The sequence below is a fragment of the Variovorax sp. UC122_21 genome, from assembly GCF_044056785.1.
Classification (GTDB): domain Bacteria; phylum Pseudomonadota; class Gammaproteobacteria; order Burkholderiales; family Burkholderiaceae_C; genus Variovorax.
Map to the genome: position 1 here is coordinate 4,295,912 of NZ_CP172004.1, position 17,745 is coordinate 4,313,656.

The window sequence follows — 17,745 nt, forward strand, 5'->3', positions numbered from 1 at the left end:
TTAGGCTGTCCTAAGAGTTTCTGCGCACAATGTCACGAACCCATTGCCATCAACGTTCAAGGAGACGGCATATGCCCATGGAGTTTCTTCGGACCATCGCCGAGCAGAAATTGCCATACGTCGTGCACGCGCCCGCCGAGATCGACAAGCTGCGCGTGCTGCGCGCCGCGGACCTCGTGACCGCCTTCATTCCCCCGTCCGAGCGCCATCCCCAGGGCCGCGCGATCCGCCAGCTGGCCCAGGTCGAGAGCATCACGGCCAAGGGCATGCTGGCGCTCAACAAGGCGACCTCGGCGTTCATCGAGCTGTAGCACGCCAGGCTTCGGGCGAACAACCGAACTGGGTGCCGAACCAGCGGGTGAAGGCACTGTGCGTGCTGTAGCCCAGCATCGCCGCCACCTCGCCCAGGCTGTGGCGGCCATTGGCCACGTAGCGCCGCGCGAGTTCCTGGCGGACGTCGTTGACCAGCTGCTTGAAGGTCAGTTCGCGCGCATCGAGCTGGCGCTGCAAGGTGCGCATGCTGAGCCCCAGGCCCTGCGCCACCGACTTGCAGGTGGCCCGCCCCGCCGGCAGCATCAGGTAGATGGCCTTGCGCACCTCCTGGTCGATCGCGCGCTCACGCTCGCCGGGGACGGTGTCGATCAGCTTGCGCGCATAGGCCGCCAGCACCGGATCGCCGCCCGGATTGGGCACGTCGAGGTCCGCCGCGCGGCACACCAGTCCGTTGAAGCTGCCGTCGAACTCGACCGGGCACTGGAAGAAGCGGCGATGAACGGACGCATCGGCTGGCGGCCCATGGCTGAAGCTCACGCTGGCCGGACGCCACCGGTCGCCCAGCAAGGCCGCGCACATCCGGTAGAGCACGCCGATCGCGAGTTCGATCGACTGCCGCGCCGGCACCGAGACGGCCAGTTCCTCGCGCAGCAGCACCAGCTTGCCGACGTCCTCGACCTGGATCGCCAGCCTCTCGTTGAGCAGGTGCAGGTGCTCGATCAGCGTGAGCAGCACCTGGCGCAAGGTCGGCTGGTGCATCAGCAGCAGGCTCAGCACCCCGAAGTTCGATAGCTGGCGCCGCGCGGCGATGCGCAGTCCGAAGGACTCGCAGCCCGTGTCGCGCGCCGCGTCCTCGAACAGGCGGGCCACGCGGTCGGCCTCGATCAACTGGTCCGGCTCGCGCAGCATCCTGGCGCGCAGCCCGGCCCGGCGCAGCGCCGCGCCGGGGTCGTGGCCGAGCTCCTGCGCGAGCTCCGAGAAGTTCGTCAGCGCCGCCGCGCGCACCAGTGCCGTCATGCCGAGCCTTTCCAGGATGGCGGGAATTCTGGCACCAAATGCACAGCGATTGGCACCGAATGCAAAGCGCCGCCAAGGGCCGGCTCCTACAGTTGCCCCATGCCCGCACCCCGGAGGCCGGGGCGGTCGGACCGCCAAAAAGAACGGAGACAAGACATGCGCATCGAAGCGATGACCTGCGCCATCGGCGCCCAGCTCAGCGGCGTCAGCCTGGCCGATGCGGCCCGGGACGACGGCCTGTTCGAGGAGATCCGGGCGCTGCTGCTGCGGCACAAGGTGCTGTTCCTGCGCGACCAGAAGATCAGCCGGGCCGAGCACGTGGCCTTCGCGCGGCGCTTCGGCGACCTCGAGGACCACCCGGTCGCCGGCAGCGACCCGGAGCACCCGGGGCTGGTGCGCATCTACAAGACGCCGGACGCGCCCAACGACCGCTACGAGAACAGCTGGCACTCCGACGCCAGTTGGCGCGAGGCACCGCCGATGGGCTGCGTGCTGCGCTGCGTCGAGTGCCCGCCCGTCGGCGGCGACACGATGTGGGCCAACATGGCGCTGGCCTACGAGCGCCTGCCCGAGCAGGTGAAGGAACTGATCGCGCCGCTGCGCGCCCGCCACAGCATCGAGTGCACCTTCGGCGCGGCGATGCCGATCGCACAGCGCCTCGCGCTCAAGGCCCGCTATCCGGATGCGGAGCACCCGGTGGTGCGCATCCATCCCGAGACCGGCGAGCGGGTGCTGTACGTCAACGGCTTCACGACGCACTTCACCAACTTCCACACGCCCGCCAACGTGCGCTACGGCCAGGACTTCACGCAGGGCGCGTCGGCGCTGCTGCAGTACCTGCTCAACCAGGCCGCCATCCCCGAGTACCAGGTGCGCTGGCGCTGGCAGCCCGACAGCGTGGCGATCTGGGACAACCGCGCCACGCAGCACTACGCGGTGATGGACTACCCGCCCTGCCACCGCAAGATGGAACGCGCCGGCATCGTCGGCACGCCGACCGCCTGAGCCTCCCCTCCCCTTCGAACCACCCGCATCCCCGGAGCCCCCGATGAACTTCCTCGACGGTCACCTGTTCCCCGAAAACCAGCAGCCGCTGATCATCACCGCCGCCCCCTACGCGCCGTCCTGGCTGCCCTCGGACTTCCCCGGCGAGATCGCCGTGACGATGGAGGAGCAGGTCCAGAAGGCCGTGGACTGCTACGAAGCCGGCGCCACCGTGCTGCACCTGCATGTGCGCGAACTCGACGGCAAGGGCTCCAAGCGCCTGTCCAAGTTCAACGAGCTGATCGCCGGCGTGCGGGCCCGCGTGCCCGAGATGATCATCCAGGTCGGTGGCTCGATCTCGTTCGCGCCCGAGAGCGAGGGCGCGGCCGCCAAGTGGCTGTCGGACGACACGCGCCACATGCTGGCCGAGCTCGACCCCAGGCCGGACCAGGTCACGGTGACGGTCAACACCTCGCAGATGAACATCCTCGAGCAGTTCGACCTGCGCGACATCCGCGGCACCTCGATGGAGGACCCGGTCGTGTTCAATGCCTACAAGGAGATGACGGTGCCGGCGCAACCGGGCTGGGCCGAGGAGCACATCCGCCGCCTGACGGCCGCGGGCATCCAGAGCGCCTTCCAGTGCTACAACATCAACAGCTTCGAGTCGGTCGAGCGGCTGATGCGCCGCGGCGTCTACAAGGGCCCGCTGGTGCTCAACTGGGTCGCGATCGGCGGCGGCATGGACGCGCCGAACATCTACAACCTCGCCAACTTCGTGCGCGCGGTGCCCGACGGCGCGGTGCTCACGGTGGAGAGCTCGGTGCTCAACGTGCTGCCGGTCAACATGATGGGCATCGCCATGGGCCTGCACGTGCGCTGCGGCACCGAGGACAACCTCTGGAACCAGTCGCGCACCGCCAAGATCGGCACCGCCGCGCAGGTCGAGCAGCTGGTGCGCATCGCGCGCGAATTCGGCCGCCCGATCGCCACCGCGCAACAGGCGCGCGAGATCTCGCAGATCGGCGTGTTCCACGACACGGTGGACGAGACGCTGCGGGCCAACGGCTTCGCGCCCAACCGCAACGGCGGCCAGCAGGGCTTCCTGCGCAAGGCAGCCTGAAGCTTCACGCACCGGAGCAGCCATGCCGCGCCTCATGCATCTCGCCGCCCTGCTCGTCGCCGCCGCGTCGGCGCTGGGCTCGCCCTGGACCCACGCCTACACCGACAAGCCAGTGAAGATGATCGTCCCCGCGCCGCCCGGCGGCACCATCGACGTGCTCGCGCGCATCGTCGGCGACCAGCTCTCGCGCGACATCGGCCAGCCGGTGGTGGTCGAGAACAGGCCGGGCGCCGGCGGGGCGATCGCCGTGAAGTACCTGCTGTCCCAGCCGGCCGACGGCCAGACGCTGATGATGACCGCGAGCAACGTGCTCACCGAGGTGCCGCACGTGCTCAAGGGCGGCTTCGATCCGCTCAAGGACGTGCAGCCGGTCGCGCTGATGGCGCGCTCCTCGCTGCTGCTGATCGCCTCGCCGCAGTTCCCGGCCAGGGACGCGAAGGAGGCGATCGCCTACGTGAGGGCCCATCCGGGCCAGGTCTCCTATGCCTCCTACAGCGCCGGCACGGCCTCGCAGTACGCGGGCGCCATCCTCAACCAGGCGGCCGGGCTCGACATGCAGCATGTGCCCTATCCCGGTTCCGCGCCCGCGCTGGCGCAGGTCATGGGCGGCCAGGTGCCGCTGATGTTCGACGGCTCGGTCACGGCCCGGCCGCTGATCGCCGCCAACCGGGTGCGGCTGCTGGCGGTCGCGACCCCAGGCCCGGCTGCCCGAATTTCCCGCCGTGCCCACCTTCGCCGAGCTGGGCTACCCGGCGCTCGACTTCGCCAACTGGACCGGCGTGATCGCGTCCTCGCAGATGCCGGCGCCGCTGGTCGAGAAGATCCACGCGGTGCTGCGCAAGGTCGCGGCCAACCCGGCGGTGCGCGCGAGCGTGGCCAACGCCGGTTTCGAACCGATGGCCGACCGCACGCCAGTGCAGGCCCGCGACGAGCTGCGCGACGAGTTCACCCGCAACGCCGGCATCGTCAAGCGCTACGACATCCGCCTGAACTGAAGACCATCCAGAACAACGAGGAGACATCGCCATGCCCCAAGCCATCCGCTTCCACGAGACCGGCGGTCCCGAAGTCCTGCGGCTCGAGAACGTCGAGGTCGCGGACCCCGGTCCCGGCCAGGCGCGCGTGCGCCACAGCTTCATCGCGGTCAACTTCATCGACATCTACTTCCGCACCGGCCGCTATCCGCTGGCGCTGCCCGACGGACTGGGCTCGGACGCGGTCGGCGTGGTGGAGGCCGTCGGTCCCGGCGTGACGGAGGTCAAGGCCGGGGACCGCGTGGGCTACCTCACGGGTCCGCAGGGCGCCTACTCGCAGGTCCGCGTGATGCCCGCCGCGGTGCTGATCCCGCTGCCCGAAGGCCTCCCCGATCGCACCGCCGCCACGCTGATGATGAAGGGCATGACGGCGCAGTACCTGTTCCGCCAGGTCCGTCCGCTGCAGGCCGGCGAGACCATCCTCTACCACGCGGCCGCCGGCGGCGTCGGCCTGATCGCCTGCCAGTGGGCGCGCGCGCTGGGCGTCACGATGATCGGCACCGTCGGCACCGACGAGAAGGCGGCGCTCGCCCGGGCCGCCGGCTGCGCCCACGTCATCGTGACCGCGCGCGAGAACACCGTCGAGCGCGTGCGCGAGATCACCGGCGGCCGCGGCGTGCCGGTGGTCTACGACTCGGTGGGCAAGGACACGCTGATGGATTCGCTGGACTGCCTGCAGCCGCGCGGCACGCTGGTCAGCAACGGCACCTCCTCGGGCTCGGTGGTGATCGACTCGCAGCTGCTCGCGGCCAAGGGTTCGCTGTGGATGACGCGGCCGGCGATGGCGCACTACATCCAGCCGCGCGCCCACATGCTCGAGATGGCGCGCGAGCTGTTCGACCACGTGCTGGCCGGGCGCATCGTCAGCGAGCCGCAACGCAGCTTCGCGCTCGCCGATGCGGCGCAGGCCCATCGCGCGCTCGAGTCGCGCCAGACGGCCGGATCGACCGTGCTGGTCCCCTGAGGAGGCCCGCCATGAAGACCACCACGCTGGCCCTGTCGCTGCTGGCCGCCACGGGCGGTGCCGCCGCGCAATCCGCCCTCACCGTGTTCGGCGTCGTCGACGCCGGCATCAGCCACTACAGCACCCGCAGCCGGTCCTGGGGCCTCGCGGCGCCGCGCCAGGTCAGGCAGAGCCAGACCGCGCTCTCGCCCTCGGGCTACGCGTCCAGCCGGCTGGGCTTTCGCGGCACCGAGGACCTGGGCGGCGGCCTCGCGGCCGGCTTCTGGCTCGAGGCACCGCTGGCCAACGACAACGGCGGCGGCATCGGCAACTTCGGCCGCCGCTCCACCCTGAGCCTCTCGGGACCGTTCGGCGAACTGCGCCTGGGCCGCGACTACACCGCCTCGTTCTGGAACGACGGCGTGTTCGATCCCTTCGGCGTCAACGGCGTCGGCACCAACCTGATCGCCGTGGTCAACAGCAACCTCGCCGCCTCGCGGGCGCTGGCCACCGGCGGCCTGCTCAACGGCGCGCTCTCCGCCGGCACCGACAGCTACCTGCGCACCAGCAACGCCCTCAGCTACTTCCTGCCGCCGGGGCTCGGCGGCTTCTACGGCCAGGTGCAGTACGCCTTGCACGAGAACGTGAAGGCGAGCGACGCGAGCGACAGCCCGTCCGGGCGCGGCCGCTATGCCGGCGCGCGCGTGGGATGGACCGGCGGTCCGGCCGACGTGGCGCTGGGCTACGGCGAGAGCACGCTCATGAGCGCCGCGCCCGGCGGCGAGAAGATCAGGAGCCTGAACCTCGGCGGCTCCTACGACTTCGGCGCGGTGAAGCTGTTCGGAGAATGGTCCCGCGTGCGGAATACGCGCGACGACGCCGGTCCGTTCGGCAGCCGGGTCACCGACCGCTACGACGGCTTCGTCGCCGGCCTGAACATGCCGGTGGGCCCGGGCCTCGTGCGCGCCTCGTTCGCGCGCGTGAACTTCAGCAACGGCATGCCCGCCGGCAACGCCTCGGTCGACAAGCTGGCCCTGGGCTACGTGCACAACCTGTCCCGGCGCACCGCGCTTTATGCGACGGTGGCGCGCATCGGCATCCGCGACGGCCACAACAATCCGGGCGTGATGGGTGTCACCCCGCTGGTGTTGAGCCTGCCGGCGATCTTTCCGCAGGCGGCCTACGTCACCAAGGGCGGCATGGAGCCGCGCGGCGCGACCGGCTACGACGTCGGCATCCGGCACGCCTTCTGACCGCGCCGGGGGCCCCTGGTCAGCGCCCGCGGCCGCCGGCCTTCTTCGCGTCGAAGCCGAGCATCTTCATCGCCGCATTCGGACTGCGCGCCCCCTTCGCATAGCCCTCCCACGGCGCATTGCCGCGATCGAGCCGCGTGTGGATGTCGCGCAAGGTCCAGTGCGCGCCGCCGCGCAGATCGGGCACCTCGTCCCATGCCACCGGCACCGACACGCCCATGCCCGGCCGCGCGCGCACCGACCAGGCGCTGACCGTGGTCGCGCCGAAGCCGTTGCGCAGGTAGTCGATGAAGATGCGGCCCACGCGGTTCGAGGGCCCGCTCTTCGCCACGAAGAGTTGCGGCAGGGTGCGCGCCATGTGGCGCACGATGGCCTGCGAGAAATCCTTCACCGCGTCCCAGCCGTGCACGCGGCGCAGCGGCACCACCACGTGCAGGCCCTTGCCGCCGCTGGTCTTGCAGAAGGGCACGAGCCCGAGCTCGACCAGGATCACGCGCATCAGCTCCACGGCCTGCAGCATCGCGGGCCAGTCGACGCCTTCGCCGGGGTCGAGGTCGAAGGTCATCCGGTCGGGCTTGTCGATCGCGGACTTGACGGCGTTCAAGGTGTGCAGCTCGATCACGTTCATCTGCGCCGCGCCCGGCAGGCCGAGCGCGGCCGCCACCTCGATCAGCGCGGGATGCGCGGGCCACAGCGCGGGGTCGAGCTGGCGGATGCCCTCGATGCTGCCGTCCTCGAGATGCTTCTGGAAGAACAGCTGCCCGCCGATGCCGCGCGGCGCGCGCACCAGCGACACCGGCCGGCCGCGCAAATGCTCCATCATCAGCGGCGCGACCAGGCCGTAGAAGCGCACCACCTCGACCTTGGTGATGCCGGTCGAGGCATCGACCACGCGGTCGGCATGCGAGACCTTGAAGTTCGCGGGCAAGGTGGCGGCCGGGCCTTTCGTCGGGGTCTTCGCCCGGGTCTTCGCCGGCGCCCGGTCCGCCGCGCGCGCGGCCACCGGCGCCTCGCGCACGATCTGCTTCGCGGGCTTGTCGCTGCGCAGCGCATGGAACACCGGGTGGCGCACATGGCCATCCTGCGTCCATTCCGAGAACGCGACCTCGGCCACCAGCACCGGCTTGACCCAGTGCGCGCGGCGCTCGTTCTCGATGCGCTGCTTGAACGGACTCTTGTCGACCGCGAGCGGCTGGAGCCGCGCGAAGATCTCGCCCAGCATGCGTTCGTTGAAGCCCGTGCCCACGCCGCCCGAGAACACCAACTCGCCGTCGTCGTCGTGCACGCCGAGCAGCAGCGAGCCGAAGCCCGTGCGCGAACCCTGCGGGTCGGTGTAGCCGACGACCACGAACTCCTGCCTGCGCGCGCACTTGAGCTTGATCCAGTCGGGCGAACGGCGCGAGCGGTAGGCGCTGTCGCGCCGCTTGCCGATCACGCCCTCGAGCCCGATGCGGCAGGCCGAGGCCACGATGTCCTCGGGAGGTGCGTCGAACACCGCGCTGAAGCGGATCTCGGGCGGCGGATCGGCGAGCAGCCGCTCGAGCAGCGCGCGCCGCTCGACCAGCGGCACGGCGCGCAGGTCGTGGCCGCCGTAGTACGGCAGGTCGAACAGGAAGTAGACGATGTCCTGGGTGCGCGTGCTGTCGAAGGCGCTCTGCAGCGCCTGGAAGTCGGTGCGACCGGCCTCGTCGAGCACCACGATCTCGCCATCGAGCCAGCCCGGCTTCAGCTTCATGCGCTGGATCGCGCGCACCAGGTGCGGCATGCGATCGCTCCAGTCGTGGCCGTTGCGCGTGAACAGGCGCACCTGCTTGCCCTCGATGCGCGCGAGCAGCCGGTAGCCGTCGAACTTGATCTCGTAGAGCCAGTCGCCTGGAATCGGCGGTGGCCCGTCGACCAGCGTGGCGAGCAACGGCGCGAGCCTGGCTGGCGGCTCGGCCTCGACGGCTTCTTCGGGCCACCCGGTGCGTGTTCGCGCCGCCTTCTTCGCGACGGGCTTCGACACCGTGCTCGCCTGCGGCATCGCGAGCGCGGCCACGCTGTCGGGGAACTGGTCGACCACGCTGAAGTCCGCGGCCTCGCGCGCGAACTCGTCGCGCTCCTTGATCAAGAGCCACGGATCGCCGCTGCCCTCCTTGCGCGCCTTCATGCGCACCAGCGCCCAGCGCCCGCGCAGTTTGTGGCCATGCAGCTCGAACTTGATGTGGCCCGCGCGATAGTCCTTGCGCACATTGCCCAGCGGCACCCAGAAACCCTTGTCCCAGACGATCACCTTGCCCGCGCCGTACTGCTTCGCGGGAATCTCGCCCTCGAAGGCGTTGTACGACACCGGATGGTCTTCCACATGCATCGCCATGCGCTTGTCGTGCGGGTCGTAACTCGGGCCCTTGGGCACGGCCCAGCTCTTCATGGTGCCGTCGATCTCGATGCGGAAGTCGTAGTGCAGGCTGCGCGCCCAGTGCTTCTGCACCACGAACTGCAATGCGCCGGGCAGCGACTCGCCGCCCTCGGCGGGCTCGGGCGTGATGGCGAAATTGCGCTTTTCCTTGTAGCGCTTCAGTGCGGCGGTGCGCGCCATGCGGGGACGGGTGTCACTGCGACGCCGGCGTCTGCGCCGGGCGCCGATTGCTCGCCATCGTCTTCGCGGCGTCCAGGTGCGTCCTGAGCACCGGCAGCGTCTTCTCGGCGAAGGCACGCAGGTCGGGATCGCTGGCGTCGCGCGCCATGTTCTCGAACAGGCGGATGTCGGCCTCGTGGTCCTGGATGCCGACACGGTCCACATAGGCCCGGTCGAAGCCCTCGCCCGACAGGCCCTGCAGCGCCTCGATGCGCGCCTTCTTGTCGGCCGGGATCTCGGCCACCAGCGGCACCGACTTGCGCGCGGCCAGCTGGCGCAGCGCCTTGTTCGATTCGCCGTGGTGCTTCGCCAGCATCAGCGCGTAGTCCTTCACTTCGGAGCTCACGGCCTTGGCGGCGGCGAGCTTCGAGACCTCGACCTCGTAGAGACCGGCGCCCGCGGCCAGCGTCATCAGGCTGCGGTCGGGTGCGCTCAAGGCGCCGACGGGCGCGGGGTTCGCGGGCGCCTGCGCGGCCTGGGCGAGCCGCACCGCGGGTTCGGCCGCGAAGGCCGTGGGGACGGCGACGGCCGCGCCACCGAGCACGAGGGCGCAGGCGATCGCGCGGGTACGCGCTCGGAGGGAGTGGCTGGGAGTCGAAACGCAATGCATGCCGGACCTCGCAATCTGCAACGGGAGAACGCGGGCATCGCCAAGGCACCACGGGCCAGCGACGGCCGCCTGCGGCCACGCTGCGCCCGCGCTGCGGTCCACGGCGTAGGAAGCGACCCCTTGCTCGCACAAGCCGAAGCCTTTTCGTCGCCGCCTGCAAGCGATCGCGCGTCCCGCCGACGCCCCGCGCGCGCGCACCTTGCCCACAGTGCCCGCATGTCCGAACTCGCCGCCCTCCTCACGCCCGAACTGCCCCTGTGGGAAATGGTGCTGCGCGGCAGCGCCGTCTACTGGTTCCTGCTGGTCGTGTTCCGCTTCGTGTTGCGACGCGACGTCGGCTCGCTCGGCGTGGCCGACCTGCTGTTCGTCGTGCTGGTGGCCGACGCGGCGAGCAACGGCATGCAGGGCGACTACAAGACCCTGGGCGACGGCTTCGTGCTGCTGAGCACGCTGATCGCCTGGAACTTCGGACTCGACTGGCTCGGCTACCACGTGAAGGCGGTGTCGCGCTTCCTCGATCCGCCGGCCGAGGTGATCGTGAAGCATGGCCGGCCTGTCCACCGCGCGCTGCGCCGGCAGATGATCACGCTCGAGGAGCTCGGGGCCAAGCTGCGCGAACAGGGCGTGGAGGACATCGCGAAGGTGCGCGTCGCGCGCATCGAGAGCGATGGCCAGCTCAGCGTCTCGACCTATGCCGACGACAAGCAGGACAAGCCTCGGCAGCCGCCGCCGCGGACCGGCAGCGAGGCCGTCAAGTAGCGGCGGCATCGGCCGCGGCGGTATCCGGATGCGTCGACGCGTGGCGCTCGAGCAGCAGATACATCAGCACCCCACCGCCCAGCGGCAGCAGGTAGTAGAGCGCGCGATAGGCCAGCACCGCGCCCATCAGCGTGCCCTGCCGCACGCTGCCCGACAGCAGCGCGAGGTACACCGCCTCGAGCACGCCGAGCCCGGCCGGGATGGGCGTGAACACGCCCACGATCGAGGCCGCCATCAGCACCGACAGCGTGGTCGCGTACGGCACCTTCTGCCCGAGCAGCAGGTACATCGCCGCGCCCATCAGCGCCCAGTTGCAGGCCGACAGCGAGATCTGCAGCAGCGCGAGCCGCGCCGAGGGCAGCTGCACGCTGCGCCCGCGCAGGGTCCAGCGCTTGCCGCGCGTCAGGCCGCAGGCGATCACGTAGCCGATCGCGAGCGCGATCATCAGCACGCCGATGGCACGGAAGGCCACCACGCCCAGGTGCGCCTGGCGCGGCGGGTCGATCGCGCCCGCGGCGAACAGGCCGCCGGCCAGCAGGCCGTAGCCCAGCCAGTTGGTCGCGAGGCTGAGGCCGACGATCTGCGCCACCGTGGCCTCGTCGAGCCCGGCGCGCGCATAGAGCCGTGCGCGCATCGCGACGCCGCCCACCAGCGAGCCGAGGTTCAGATTGAAGGCATAGCTCGTGACCGCGATGGCCCAGGTGCGCCAGGCCGCGAGCTTGTGCCGCGTGTGCAGCCGGCCGAGTAGGTCGAAGCAGCCATAGAGCGCATGGCTGGCGGTCGAGAGCGCGAGCACGCCGAGCAGCAGCCACGCCGGATAGCGCTGCAACGCCTGCCACGCACCGGCCCAGTCGACCTTGTGGGCGTGCGAGAGCAAGAGGCCCAGCACCACGATGCCCAGCACCGGCAACGCCCAGCGCTTGCAGCGGCGCCAGAGACTTTGGGGAACGGAGGCGGCGTCGGTGTGGTCCGCCTCGGCAGAGAGTGTGGCTGTGGCGGCGGTCTGTGGCATCGTGGGCCGATCATCGGAACCGGCCAGCGCGAGCGACAGTCGCCGCGAGCGCTTGTGCGCGTAGTCCGGGGGCCATGCCGCGGGAACTGCGCGCCGGGCCGATCAGGAATCGGCCTTGGCCTTGCCCGGCGGCAGCTTGACCTTTGTGACGGTCACCGACACCGGGTCGCTGGCGGGAAAGGATTCCTCCACGCCGCTGTCGAGTGCGTCCTCGCTCGGTGCCTCGTGCGTGGGCTTGTCGTGCTCGGGCGCGGGCTTGCCGTGCGACTCGGCGGTGGGGAACGGAAAAGCCTTGCTGGTGTCCTTGGGGTCTTTGGCGGCGGTCTTCGATGTCATGGGGGTTCTCCTTCCGGAAGGGATCGGATGGTCGGACCCATTCTGGAAAGCCGCCGGCGCGCGGGCGTAGGACAAGGCCCGGCCTGGCCCGTCGCCGGGAGCGCTCCCGCGCTTCAGTCGAGCGTGCCCAGGTAAGCCGCGATGTCGCGCGCGTCCTGCTCGGTCACGCCCATCTCGGGCATGGCCGTAAGCGGATCGACCTCGCGCGTGTGGCGCAGCCAGCGCACCGTGTTCTCGGGCGTGTTGGCGAGCCGGCCCGCGATCAGGCCGCGCCCGCCGATGCCGGCCAGCGGCGTGCCGACGTGGGGATGCGAGCTGGTCACGCCGGGGATCGCATGGCAGGCGTTGCAGGCGTACTGCGTCAGCGCGGTGCGGCCGCGCAATGCATCGCCGGGCCGCGTGGCGGGCTGCGCGGCCAGCGCGTTGCAGCCGATCGCGGTGCCAGTCACCCCGCTGCGCGGCGTGCCGGGAACCGGCTCGAAGGCCGTGGCCTGCGCATAGGCCTGCGGCGTCATCTCGGGCAGCCGCTCGACGAAGGCCACCACGGCCCACAGCTCCTGGTCCGAGAGCCGGTATTCCCACGCCGGCATGCCGCTCATCTTGATGCCGTTGCGCGTGAGCCAGTAGAGCTCGCGCGCGCTCCAGCGCTGGCGCGCATCGACCAGCGGGCCGGGCAGCGGCTGCATGCTCTTGCCGATGTCGTCCTGCGCCACGCCCGGCGCGCCGTGGCATTGCACGCAGCGCGCGCGATAGCAGGCGGCGCCCTGCTGGAGCTGCCGCGCATCGCCCAGCGGCGGCGCCTCGATGCCGCGCGCGCGCCAGCGCACCGACTGGCGCATCGCGGTCTCGAGCAGCGAATACACCGGCTGCGTGTGCTGCACGTTCGAAGCCACGTCGTAGACGCCGCCCCACACCATCACCGCCGCGCCGATCGCGGCGCCGCCGGCCAGCGCGGCCAGGGTCAGCGCGACGGTCTTGGGCGCATTCATGTGGCGGCATTGTCCGACGCGGGTGCGGGCCGCCCTGTCGGCGCAAACCGCGTCCCGGCCCCGCAAGAATCGGCCATGCCCCTCGCGCCGCACGCTCGCCCGCCGCCCCGCGCACGCCGCGGCCGCGCCGCGCTGGCCGCGCTCTCGGTGGCGGCGGTCGGGCTCGCGGGCGGCTGCGAGCTTTCGGGCCGGGGCTTACCCGCGTTCGGGCCCGCGCCGCTTCCGTACGGCGATGCGCCCGCGGCTCAACTGGCGCGCGGACGCGAACTGCTCGCGCAATACCAGTGCGGCAGCTGCCATGCGATCCCGAAGGTGCCGGCGGCGCGCGCCAGCCTCGCGCCGCCGCTCGATGCCTTCGGTCGCCGCAGCTACATCGCGGGCCATCTGCCGAACCGGCCCGACACTGGCGCGCTGGATCGAGGCACCGGCCGCGCTGGTGCCGGGCACCACGATGCCGTCGATGGGCGTGTCGCCGCGCGATGCGCGCGACATGGCGGCCTACCTGCTGGCGCTCGAATCAGCCGGCCCACCACCGCGCCGCCCTCGCCTTCGGCCTTCGATGCCGCGGGACCGGTGGCCGACATGCTGCTCGAGGTCAGCTGGGTGCTGATCGGCGGCGCCGCCGCGATCTTCTTGCTCGTAATGGCGCTGCTCGCGCTCGCCGTGCGGCGCGCGCGCCGGCACGCGCCCGCGCGCGATGCCGCGCGCGCAGGCGCGCTGGTGGCTCTACGGCGGCGGCCTCGCGTTCCCGGCCGTGGTGCTGGTGGCGCTGTTCTTCTACGGCGAGCGCCACCGCCCCGCGTGGCGCCCGGTGCCGCCGGCCGATGCGCTGGTGATCGGCATCACGGGCCACATGTGGTGGTGGGAGGTGCGCTACCGCGATCCGGCCAGCGGCGCCGAGATCCGCACCGCGAACGAGGTGCGCATTCCCGCGGGCCGGCCGGTGTACTTCGGTCTCACGAGCGCCGACGTGATCCACAGCTTCTGGGTGCCCGCGCTCGGCGGCAAGATGGACATGCTGCCGGGCCGCGTGCAGCACCTGCTGCTGCAGGCCGACCGGCCCGGCGCCTGGCGCGGCCAGTGCGCCGAATACTGCGGCGAGCAGCATGCGCGCATGGCGCTGCACGTGGTGGCCGAGGAACCCGCGGCCTTCGAGGCCTGGCTCGCGGCGCAGGCGCGGCCCGCGAGCGCCACCCTCGCACGCGATCTGGCGCGCGGGCGCGACGCCTTCCTCGCGAACCGCTGCAACGCCTGCCACACGGTGCGCGGCGTGAGCGAGGAGAGCCGGCTCGGCCCCGACCTCACGCATGTCGGCAGCCGGCTCTACCTCGGCGCCGGCACCGTGCCCAACACGCCCGACCAGCTCGCGGCCTGGGTCGCGCACACGCAAGAGGCCAAGCCCGGCGCGCGCATGCCCTCCTCGCACGAACGGCTCGACGATGCCACGCTGCAATCGATCGCGCGCTGGCTCGCGCAGCTGCAATGAGCACCGCCATGAACACGCCCCTGGACCCTGCCGCCAACGCGCCGCAACCCGATGCCGGGCGCGACGCCCTCGAGCGCGCTTGGCGCCCGCCCTCGGGCTGGCGCCGGCTCTCGGCCGTCAACAACACGCAGATCGGCGTGTTCTACATCGCGACCGCGATGCTGTTCTTCGTGCTCGCCGGCGTGCTCGCGCTGGTGATGCGCGCGCAGCTCGCCGTGCCCGACAACGACCTGGTCGACCCCAGGACCTACAACCAGCTCTTCACCATGCACGGCACGGTGATGATGTTCCTGTTCGCGGTGCCGATCGTCGAGGCGATCGCGGTCTACCTGCTGCCGGGCATGCTGGGCGCGCGCGACCTGCCCTTTCCACGCCTGTCGGCCTATGCGTTCTGGGCCTATGCGATCGGCGGCCTGGTGTTCTTCGGCACGCTGTTCTTCGGCGAGGCGCCCGACGGCGGCTGGTTCATGTACCCGCCGCTCACGGGCAAGGAGTTCTCGCCGGGGCGCGGCGCCGACTGGTGGCTGCTGGGCATCGGCTTCATCGAGATCTCGGCGATCGCGGGCGCGATCGAGCTGATCATCGGCATCCTGTTCACGCGCGCACCGGGCATGACGCTCGCGCGCATGCCGATCTTCGCGTGGGCGATGCTGGTCAGCGCGCTGATGATCGTGTTCGCGTTCCCGGCCGTGATCGCGGCCACGCTGCTGCTCGAGATGGAGCGCGCCTTCGACTGGCCCTTCTTCATCGCGGCGCGCGGCGGCGATCCCGTGCTGTGGCAGCACCTGTTCTGGTTCTTCGGCCACCCCGAGGTCTACATCATCTTCCTGCCCGCCGCGGGCCTGGTCTCGATGATGGCCGCCACGCTCGCGGGCACGCCGCTGGTGGGCCACCGCGCGGTGGTGATCGCGCTGATGGCCGTGGGCGCCCTGAGCTTCCTGCTGTGGGTGCACCACATGTTCACCGCCGGCCTGGGCACCTGGTCGCTGCGGCTGGTGTCGGCCGCGAGCTTCGCGGTGGCGCTGCCCAGCGGCCTGCAGGTGTTCTCGTGGATCGCCACCTTCTGGAGCGGCCGCATCCGGCTCGATGCGCCCACCCTGTTCCTGCTGGGCTTCCACTTCATCTTCGTGCTGGGCGGGCTCACCGGCGTGATGGTGGCGGTACTGCCCTTCGACTGGCAGGCGCACGACAGCTACTTCATCGTCGCGCACCTGCACTACGTGCTGATCGGCGGCATGGTGTTCCCGGTGTTCGCGGGCCTCTACCACTGGGCGCCGCTGTTCAACGGCCACCGGCTTTCGGAACGCTGCGGGCGCTGGGTCTTCGGCCTGATGTTCGGCGGCTTCAACCTCGCCTTCTTTCCGATGCACATCGCGGGGCTGATGGGCATGCCGCGGCGCATCTACACCTACCCGGGCGACCTCGGCTGGAACGGGCTCAACCTGCTGTCGACCATCGGCGCCTTCGTGTTCGCCGCGGGCGTGCTGCTGTTCGTCGTCGACGTGGCGCGCACGCTGCGCAAGCCCGAGCGCGAACACGGCAACCCCTGGAACGCCGGCACGCTCGAATGGCTGCCCGCGCGCGAGTACGCGGTGCGCAGCATTCCCGAGATCGCCTCGCGCTATCCGCTGTGGCGCCGTCCCACGCTGGCGCGCGAGGTCGAGGAAGGCCGCCACTGGCTGCCGGGCACGGTCTTCGGCGGCCGCGAGACGCTGGTCACGAGCCCGCGCGATGCGCGGCCGCTGCACCTGCTGCGCCTGCCCAGCGACGGCTGGTCGCCGCTGGTGGCGGCCGCGGGCACGGCCGGCTTCTTCCTGCTGCTGACGGTCGAGCAGGTGCTGCTCGCGGGGCTGTGCGGCGTGCTCGCGGTGGCGGCCATCGTGTTCTGGCTCTGGGGGTCGGACCGCCCGCCGCCCGTGCCCATGGCCGACGTGGGGCACGGCCGACGGCTGCCGGTCGGCGCGATCGGCCGGGCCTCGCATTCATGGTGGGGCATGGTGGTGCTGGTCGCGGTCGACATGAGCATCTTCGCCTCGCTGCTGTGGGCGCACGTGCATGTGTCGATGGCGGCCGAGGTCTGCCCGCCGCCCGGTGCCGCGCTGCCGGCGCTGCGCTGGCCCGCCGCGGCCGTGCTGCTGATGCTCGCGGGCTCGCTCGCGCTGGTGTTCGCGGCGCGCGGCCTGCGCCATGACGATGCGGCGCGGCAGCGCGGCCTGCGCTGGCTGGTCGCGCTCGCGATGGCCTGCGCGGCCGCGGGCTATGGCGTCGACCTCTGGAGCCATGCGGGCTCCGGCCTCGATCCGCGCGCGCAGGCCTGGAGCGCGAGCGTGGCGATGCTGCTGGGCTACCAGGGCTTCCACCTCGCGGTGCTGCTGCTGATGGGGGCTTATGTGCTCGCGCGCTCGTGGCGCGGACGGATGCGCACCGATGCGCGCGCGACGATCGACAACACGCAGCCGCTGTGGCATTGCGTCAGCGCGCAGACCGCGATCGGCGCGGCGGCGATGCAATGGATGCCGCTGATCGCGGCCTGAGGAACCCGCCTCAGCGGGGAATGCGGACGAAGTCTTCCGAGGTCAGCGAGATCAGGCAGTGCGGCTCGTCGCGATAGCGCTCGCGGGCCTTGGCCTCGATCGCGTCGAAGTAGGCGCGGCAGGCCTCGAGCAACTGGGGACCACCCTCGCGCACGCCGAATTCATCGTGCAGCGCGTCTTCCGTGATCTCCGCCAGCACGCGCTGGCCCTGCGGACCGTGCGGGTAGAACGCGAAGCGCACCGTGGCGGTGTCGAAGCAATAGATTCCTTCGAAGTTCATCTCTCTTGTCTCCAGCGGGTTGCATCTTGTTTCGTCGCGCCGACTAGAGCGCGCCGTGCCGTCGCCTTTGCGAGGACGATTTCGCATCCCCTTGAAGGAATGCGCCTACAACACCAAAGACCTCGCCACGCCACTCCTGCGCGCACCGGCGATGTCGTCCCACGCCGGCCCGCCAGCCCTTCGTCGAGGCTCCGGTCTTCCCAACCGAGAACCTCCACGACATGAACACCACCGCCACTTCACGCCTCGACGCCCGCATCGCCGGCGTGGTCGAGTTCCGCGCGGGCGATGGCCCGCAGATCCGCATTCCCGAAGGCGTCTGCCAGGCGCTGGTCGCCGACGACAGCGTGGTGCTGACCTGGAGCGAGGACGGCAATCCGCTGACCGCCGCGATCCCGCGCATCGAGTTCGACCGCTTCGTCACCGAAGGCCAGATCGTGCTGGGCCACGCGGAAGAAGAAGACGCCGCCGACGCGTCGAAGAAGGACTAGCGCG

17 protein-coding genes and 1 pseudogene are annotated in these 17,745 nt (G+C 71.0%); 10 read left to right on the forward strand and 8 right to left on the reverse strand.

The window, feature by feature from the left end; translation table 11 throughout:
- The first annotated feature begins 77 nt into the window (after window positions 1-77).
- Window positions 78-311 (forward strand): hypothetical protein, encoded by a 234-nt coding sequence (locus ACHMXE_RS32935; RefSeq protein WP_281081207.1) that lies wholly within the window; start codon window positions 78-80, stop codon window positions 309-311.
- On the opposite strand, the gene ACHMXE_RS32940 is transcribed toward ACHMXE_RS32935, so the two are convergent.
- Window positions 298-1,290 (reverse strand): AraC family transcriptional regulator, encoded by a 993-nt coding sequence (locus tag ACHMXE_RS32940; RefSeq protein ID WP_395348211.1) that lies wholly within the window; start codon window positions 1,288-1,290, stop codon window positions 298-300. The genes ACHMXE_RS32935 and ACHMXE_RS32940 overlap by 14 nt on opposite strands.
- 156 nt (window positions 1,291-1,446) lie before the next feature.
- On the opposite strand from ACHMXE_RS32940, the gene ACHMXE_RS32945 reads away from it, so the two are divergent.
- From ACHMXE_RS32945 to ACHMXE_RS32965, 5 genes and pseudogenes are all read left to right on the forward strand, one after another.
- On the forward strand, window positions 1,447-2,295 hold the full coding sequence (locus ACHMXE_RS32945) for a TauD/TfdA dioxygenase family protein (RefSeq protein WP_395348212.1): 849 nt from the start codon (window positions 1,447-1,449) through the stop codon (window positions 2,293-2,295).
- A gap of 43 nt (window positions 2,296-2,338) precedes the next feature.
- Window positions 2,339-3,397: a 3-keto-5-aminohexanoate cleavage protein gene (locus ACHMXE_RS32950; RefSeq protein WP_395348213.1), complete on the forward strand. Its 1,059-nt coding sequence runs from the start codon at window positions 2,339-2,341 to the stop codon at window positions 3,395-3,397.
- A gap of 22 nt (window positions 3,398-3,419) precedes the next feature.
- Window positions 3,420-4,392: pseudogene (locus ACHMXE_RS32955) on the forward strand (Bug family tripartite tricarboxylate transporter substrate binding protein).
- A 31-nt stretch (window positions 4,393-4,423) separates the two neighbouring features.
- Window positions 4,424-5,395: a quinone oxidoreductase gene (locus ACHMXE_RS32960; RefSeq protein ID WP_261210401.1), complete on the forward strand. Its 972-nt coding sequence runs from the start codon at window positions 4,424-4,426 to the stop codon at window positions 5,393-5,395.
- Window positions 5,396-5,406: 11 nt separating this feature from the next.
- Window positions 5,407-6,627, forward strand: coding sequence for a porin (locus tag ACHMXE_RS32965; protein ID WP_395348214.1), 1,221 nt, complete (start codon window positions 5,407-5,409; stop codon window positions 6,625-6,627).
- Window positions 6,628-6,646: 19 nt separating this feature from the next.
- On the opposite strand, the gene ligD is transcribed toward ACHMXE_RS32965, so the two are convergent.
- Together ligD and ACHMXE_RS32975 are read right to left on the reverse strand one after the other, a co-directional pair.
- Entirely contained in the window at window positions 6,647-9,205 is a 2,559-nt protein-coding gene (gene ligD, locus ACHMXE_RS32970; protein WP_395348215.1) for a DNA ligase D, read from the reverse strand.
- Between the two features lie 13 nt (window positions 9,206-9,218).
- Window positions 9,219-9,788: a DUF4142 domain-containing protein gene (locus tag ACHMXE_RS32975; RefSeq protein ID WP_395348217.1), complete on the reverse strand. Its 570-nt coding sequence runs from the start codon at window positions 9,786-9,788 to the stop codon at window positions 9,219-9,221.
- A gap of 282 nt (window positions 9,789-10,070) precedes the next feature.
- Between ACHMXE_RS32975 and ACHMXE_RS32980 the strand changes: the two genes are divergently transcribed.
- Window positions 10,071-10,613 carry a DUF421 domain-containing protein gene (locus ACHMXE_RS32980; protein ID WP_395348219.1) on the forward strand — a complete coding sequence of 181 codons (543 nt, stop codon included), beginning with the start codon at window positions 10,071-10,073 and terminating at the stop codon, window positions 10,611-10,613.
- On the opposite strand, the gene ACHMXE_RS32985 is transcribed toward ACHMXE_RS32980, so the two are convergent.
- The 4 genes from ACHMXE_RS32985 to ACHMXE_RS33000 all read right to left on the reverse strand — a co-directional run bounded on the left by ACHMXE_RS32985 (window position 10,606) and on the right by ACHMXE_RS33000 (window position 13,442).
- Entirely contained in the window at window positions 10,606-11,625 is a 1,020-nt protein-coding gene (locus ACHMXE_RS32985; RefSeq protein ID WP_395348220.1) for a lysylphosphatidylglycerol synthase domain-containing protein, read from the reverse strand. The genes ACHMXE_RS32980 and ACHMXE_RS32985 overlap by 8 nt on opposite strands.
- Before the next feature lie 102 nt (window positions 11,626-11,727).
- Complete coding sequence (locus ACHMXE_RS32990; protein WP_203205132.1) at window positions 11,728-11,961, reverse strand: hypothetical protein; 234 nt, start codon at window positions 11,959-11,961, stop codon at window positions 11,728-11,730.
- 113 nt (window positions 11,962-12,074) lie between these two features.
- Complete coding sequence (locus ACHMXE_RS32995) at window positions 12,075-12,950, reverse strand: c-type cytochrome (RefSeq protein WP_395348221.1); 876 nt, start codon at window positions 12,948-12,950, stop codon at window positions 12,075-12,077.
- A gap of 195 nt (window positions 12,951-13,145) precedes the next feature.
- On the reverse strand, window positions 13,146-13,442 hold the full coding sequence (locus tag ACHMXE_RS33000; protein WP_395348222.1) for a hypothetical protein: 297 nt from the start codon (window positions 13,440-13,442) through the stop codon (window positions 13,146-13,148).
- A gap of 205 nt (window positions 13,443-13,647) precedes the next feature.
- Between ACHMXE_RS33000 and ACHMXE_RS33005 the strand changes: the two genes are divergently transcribed.
- Entirely contained in the window at window positions 13,648-14,436 is a 789-nt protein-coding gene (locus tag ACHMXE_RS33005; protein ID WP_395348223.1) for a c-type cytochrome, read from the forward strand.
- Window positions 14,437-14,444: 8 nt separating this feature from the next.
- Window positions 14,445-16,970 carry a cytochrome c oxidase subunit I gene (gene ctaD, locus ACHMXE_RS33010; RefSeq protein WP_395348225.1) on the forward strand — a complete coding sequence of 842 codons (2,526 nt, stop codon included), beginning with the start codon at window positions 14,445-14,447 and terminating at the stop codon, window positions 16,968-16,970.
- Window positions 16,971-16,980: 10 nt separating this feature from the next.
- On the opposite strand, the gene ACHMXE_RS33015 is transcribed toward ctaD, so the two are convergent.
- Complete coding sequence (locus tag ACHMXE_RS33015; protein WP_203205128.1) at window positions 16,981-17,250, reverse strand: hypothetical protein; 270 nt, start codon at window positions 17,248-17,250, stop codon at window positions 16,981-16,983.
- 221 nt (window positions 17,251-17,471) lie between these two features.
- On the opposite strand from ACHMXE_RS33015, the gene ACHMXE_RS33020 reads away from it, so the two are divergent.
- Window positions 17,472-17,741, forward strand: a complete 270-nt coding sequence (locus tag ACHMXE_RS33020; RefSeq protein WP_395348226.1) for a hypothetical protein — start codon at window positions 17,472-17,474, stop codon at window positions 17,739-17,741.
- Window positions 17,742-17,745 lie beyond the last annotated feature (4 nt).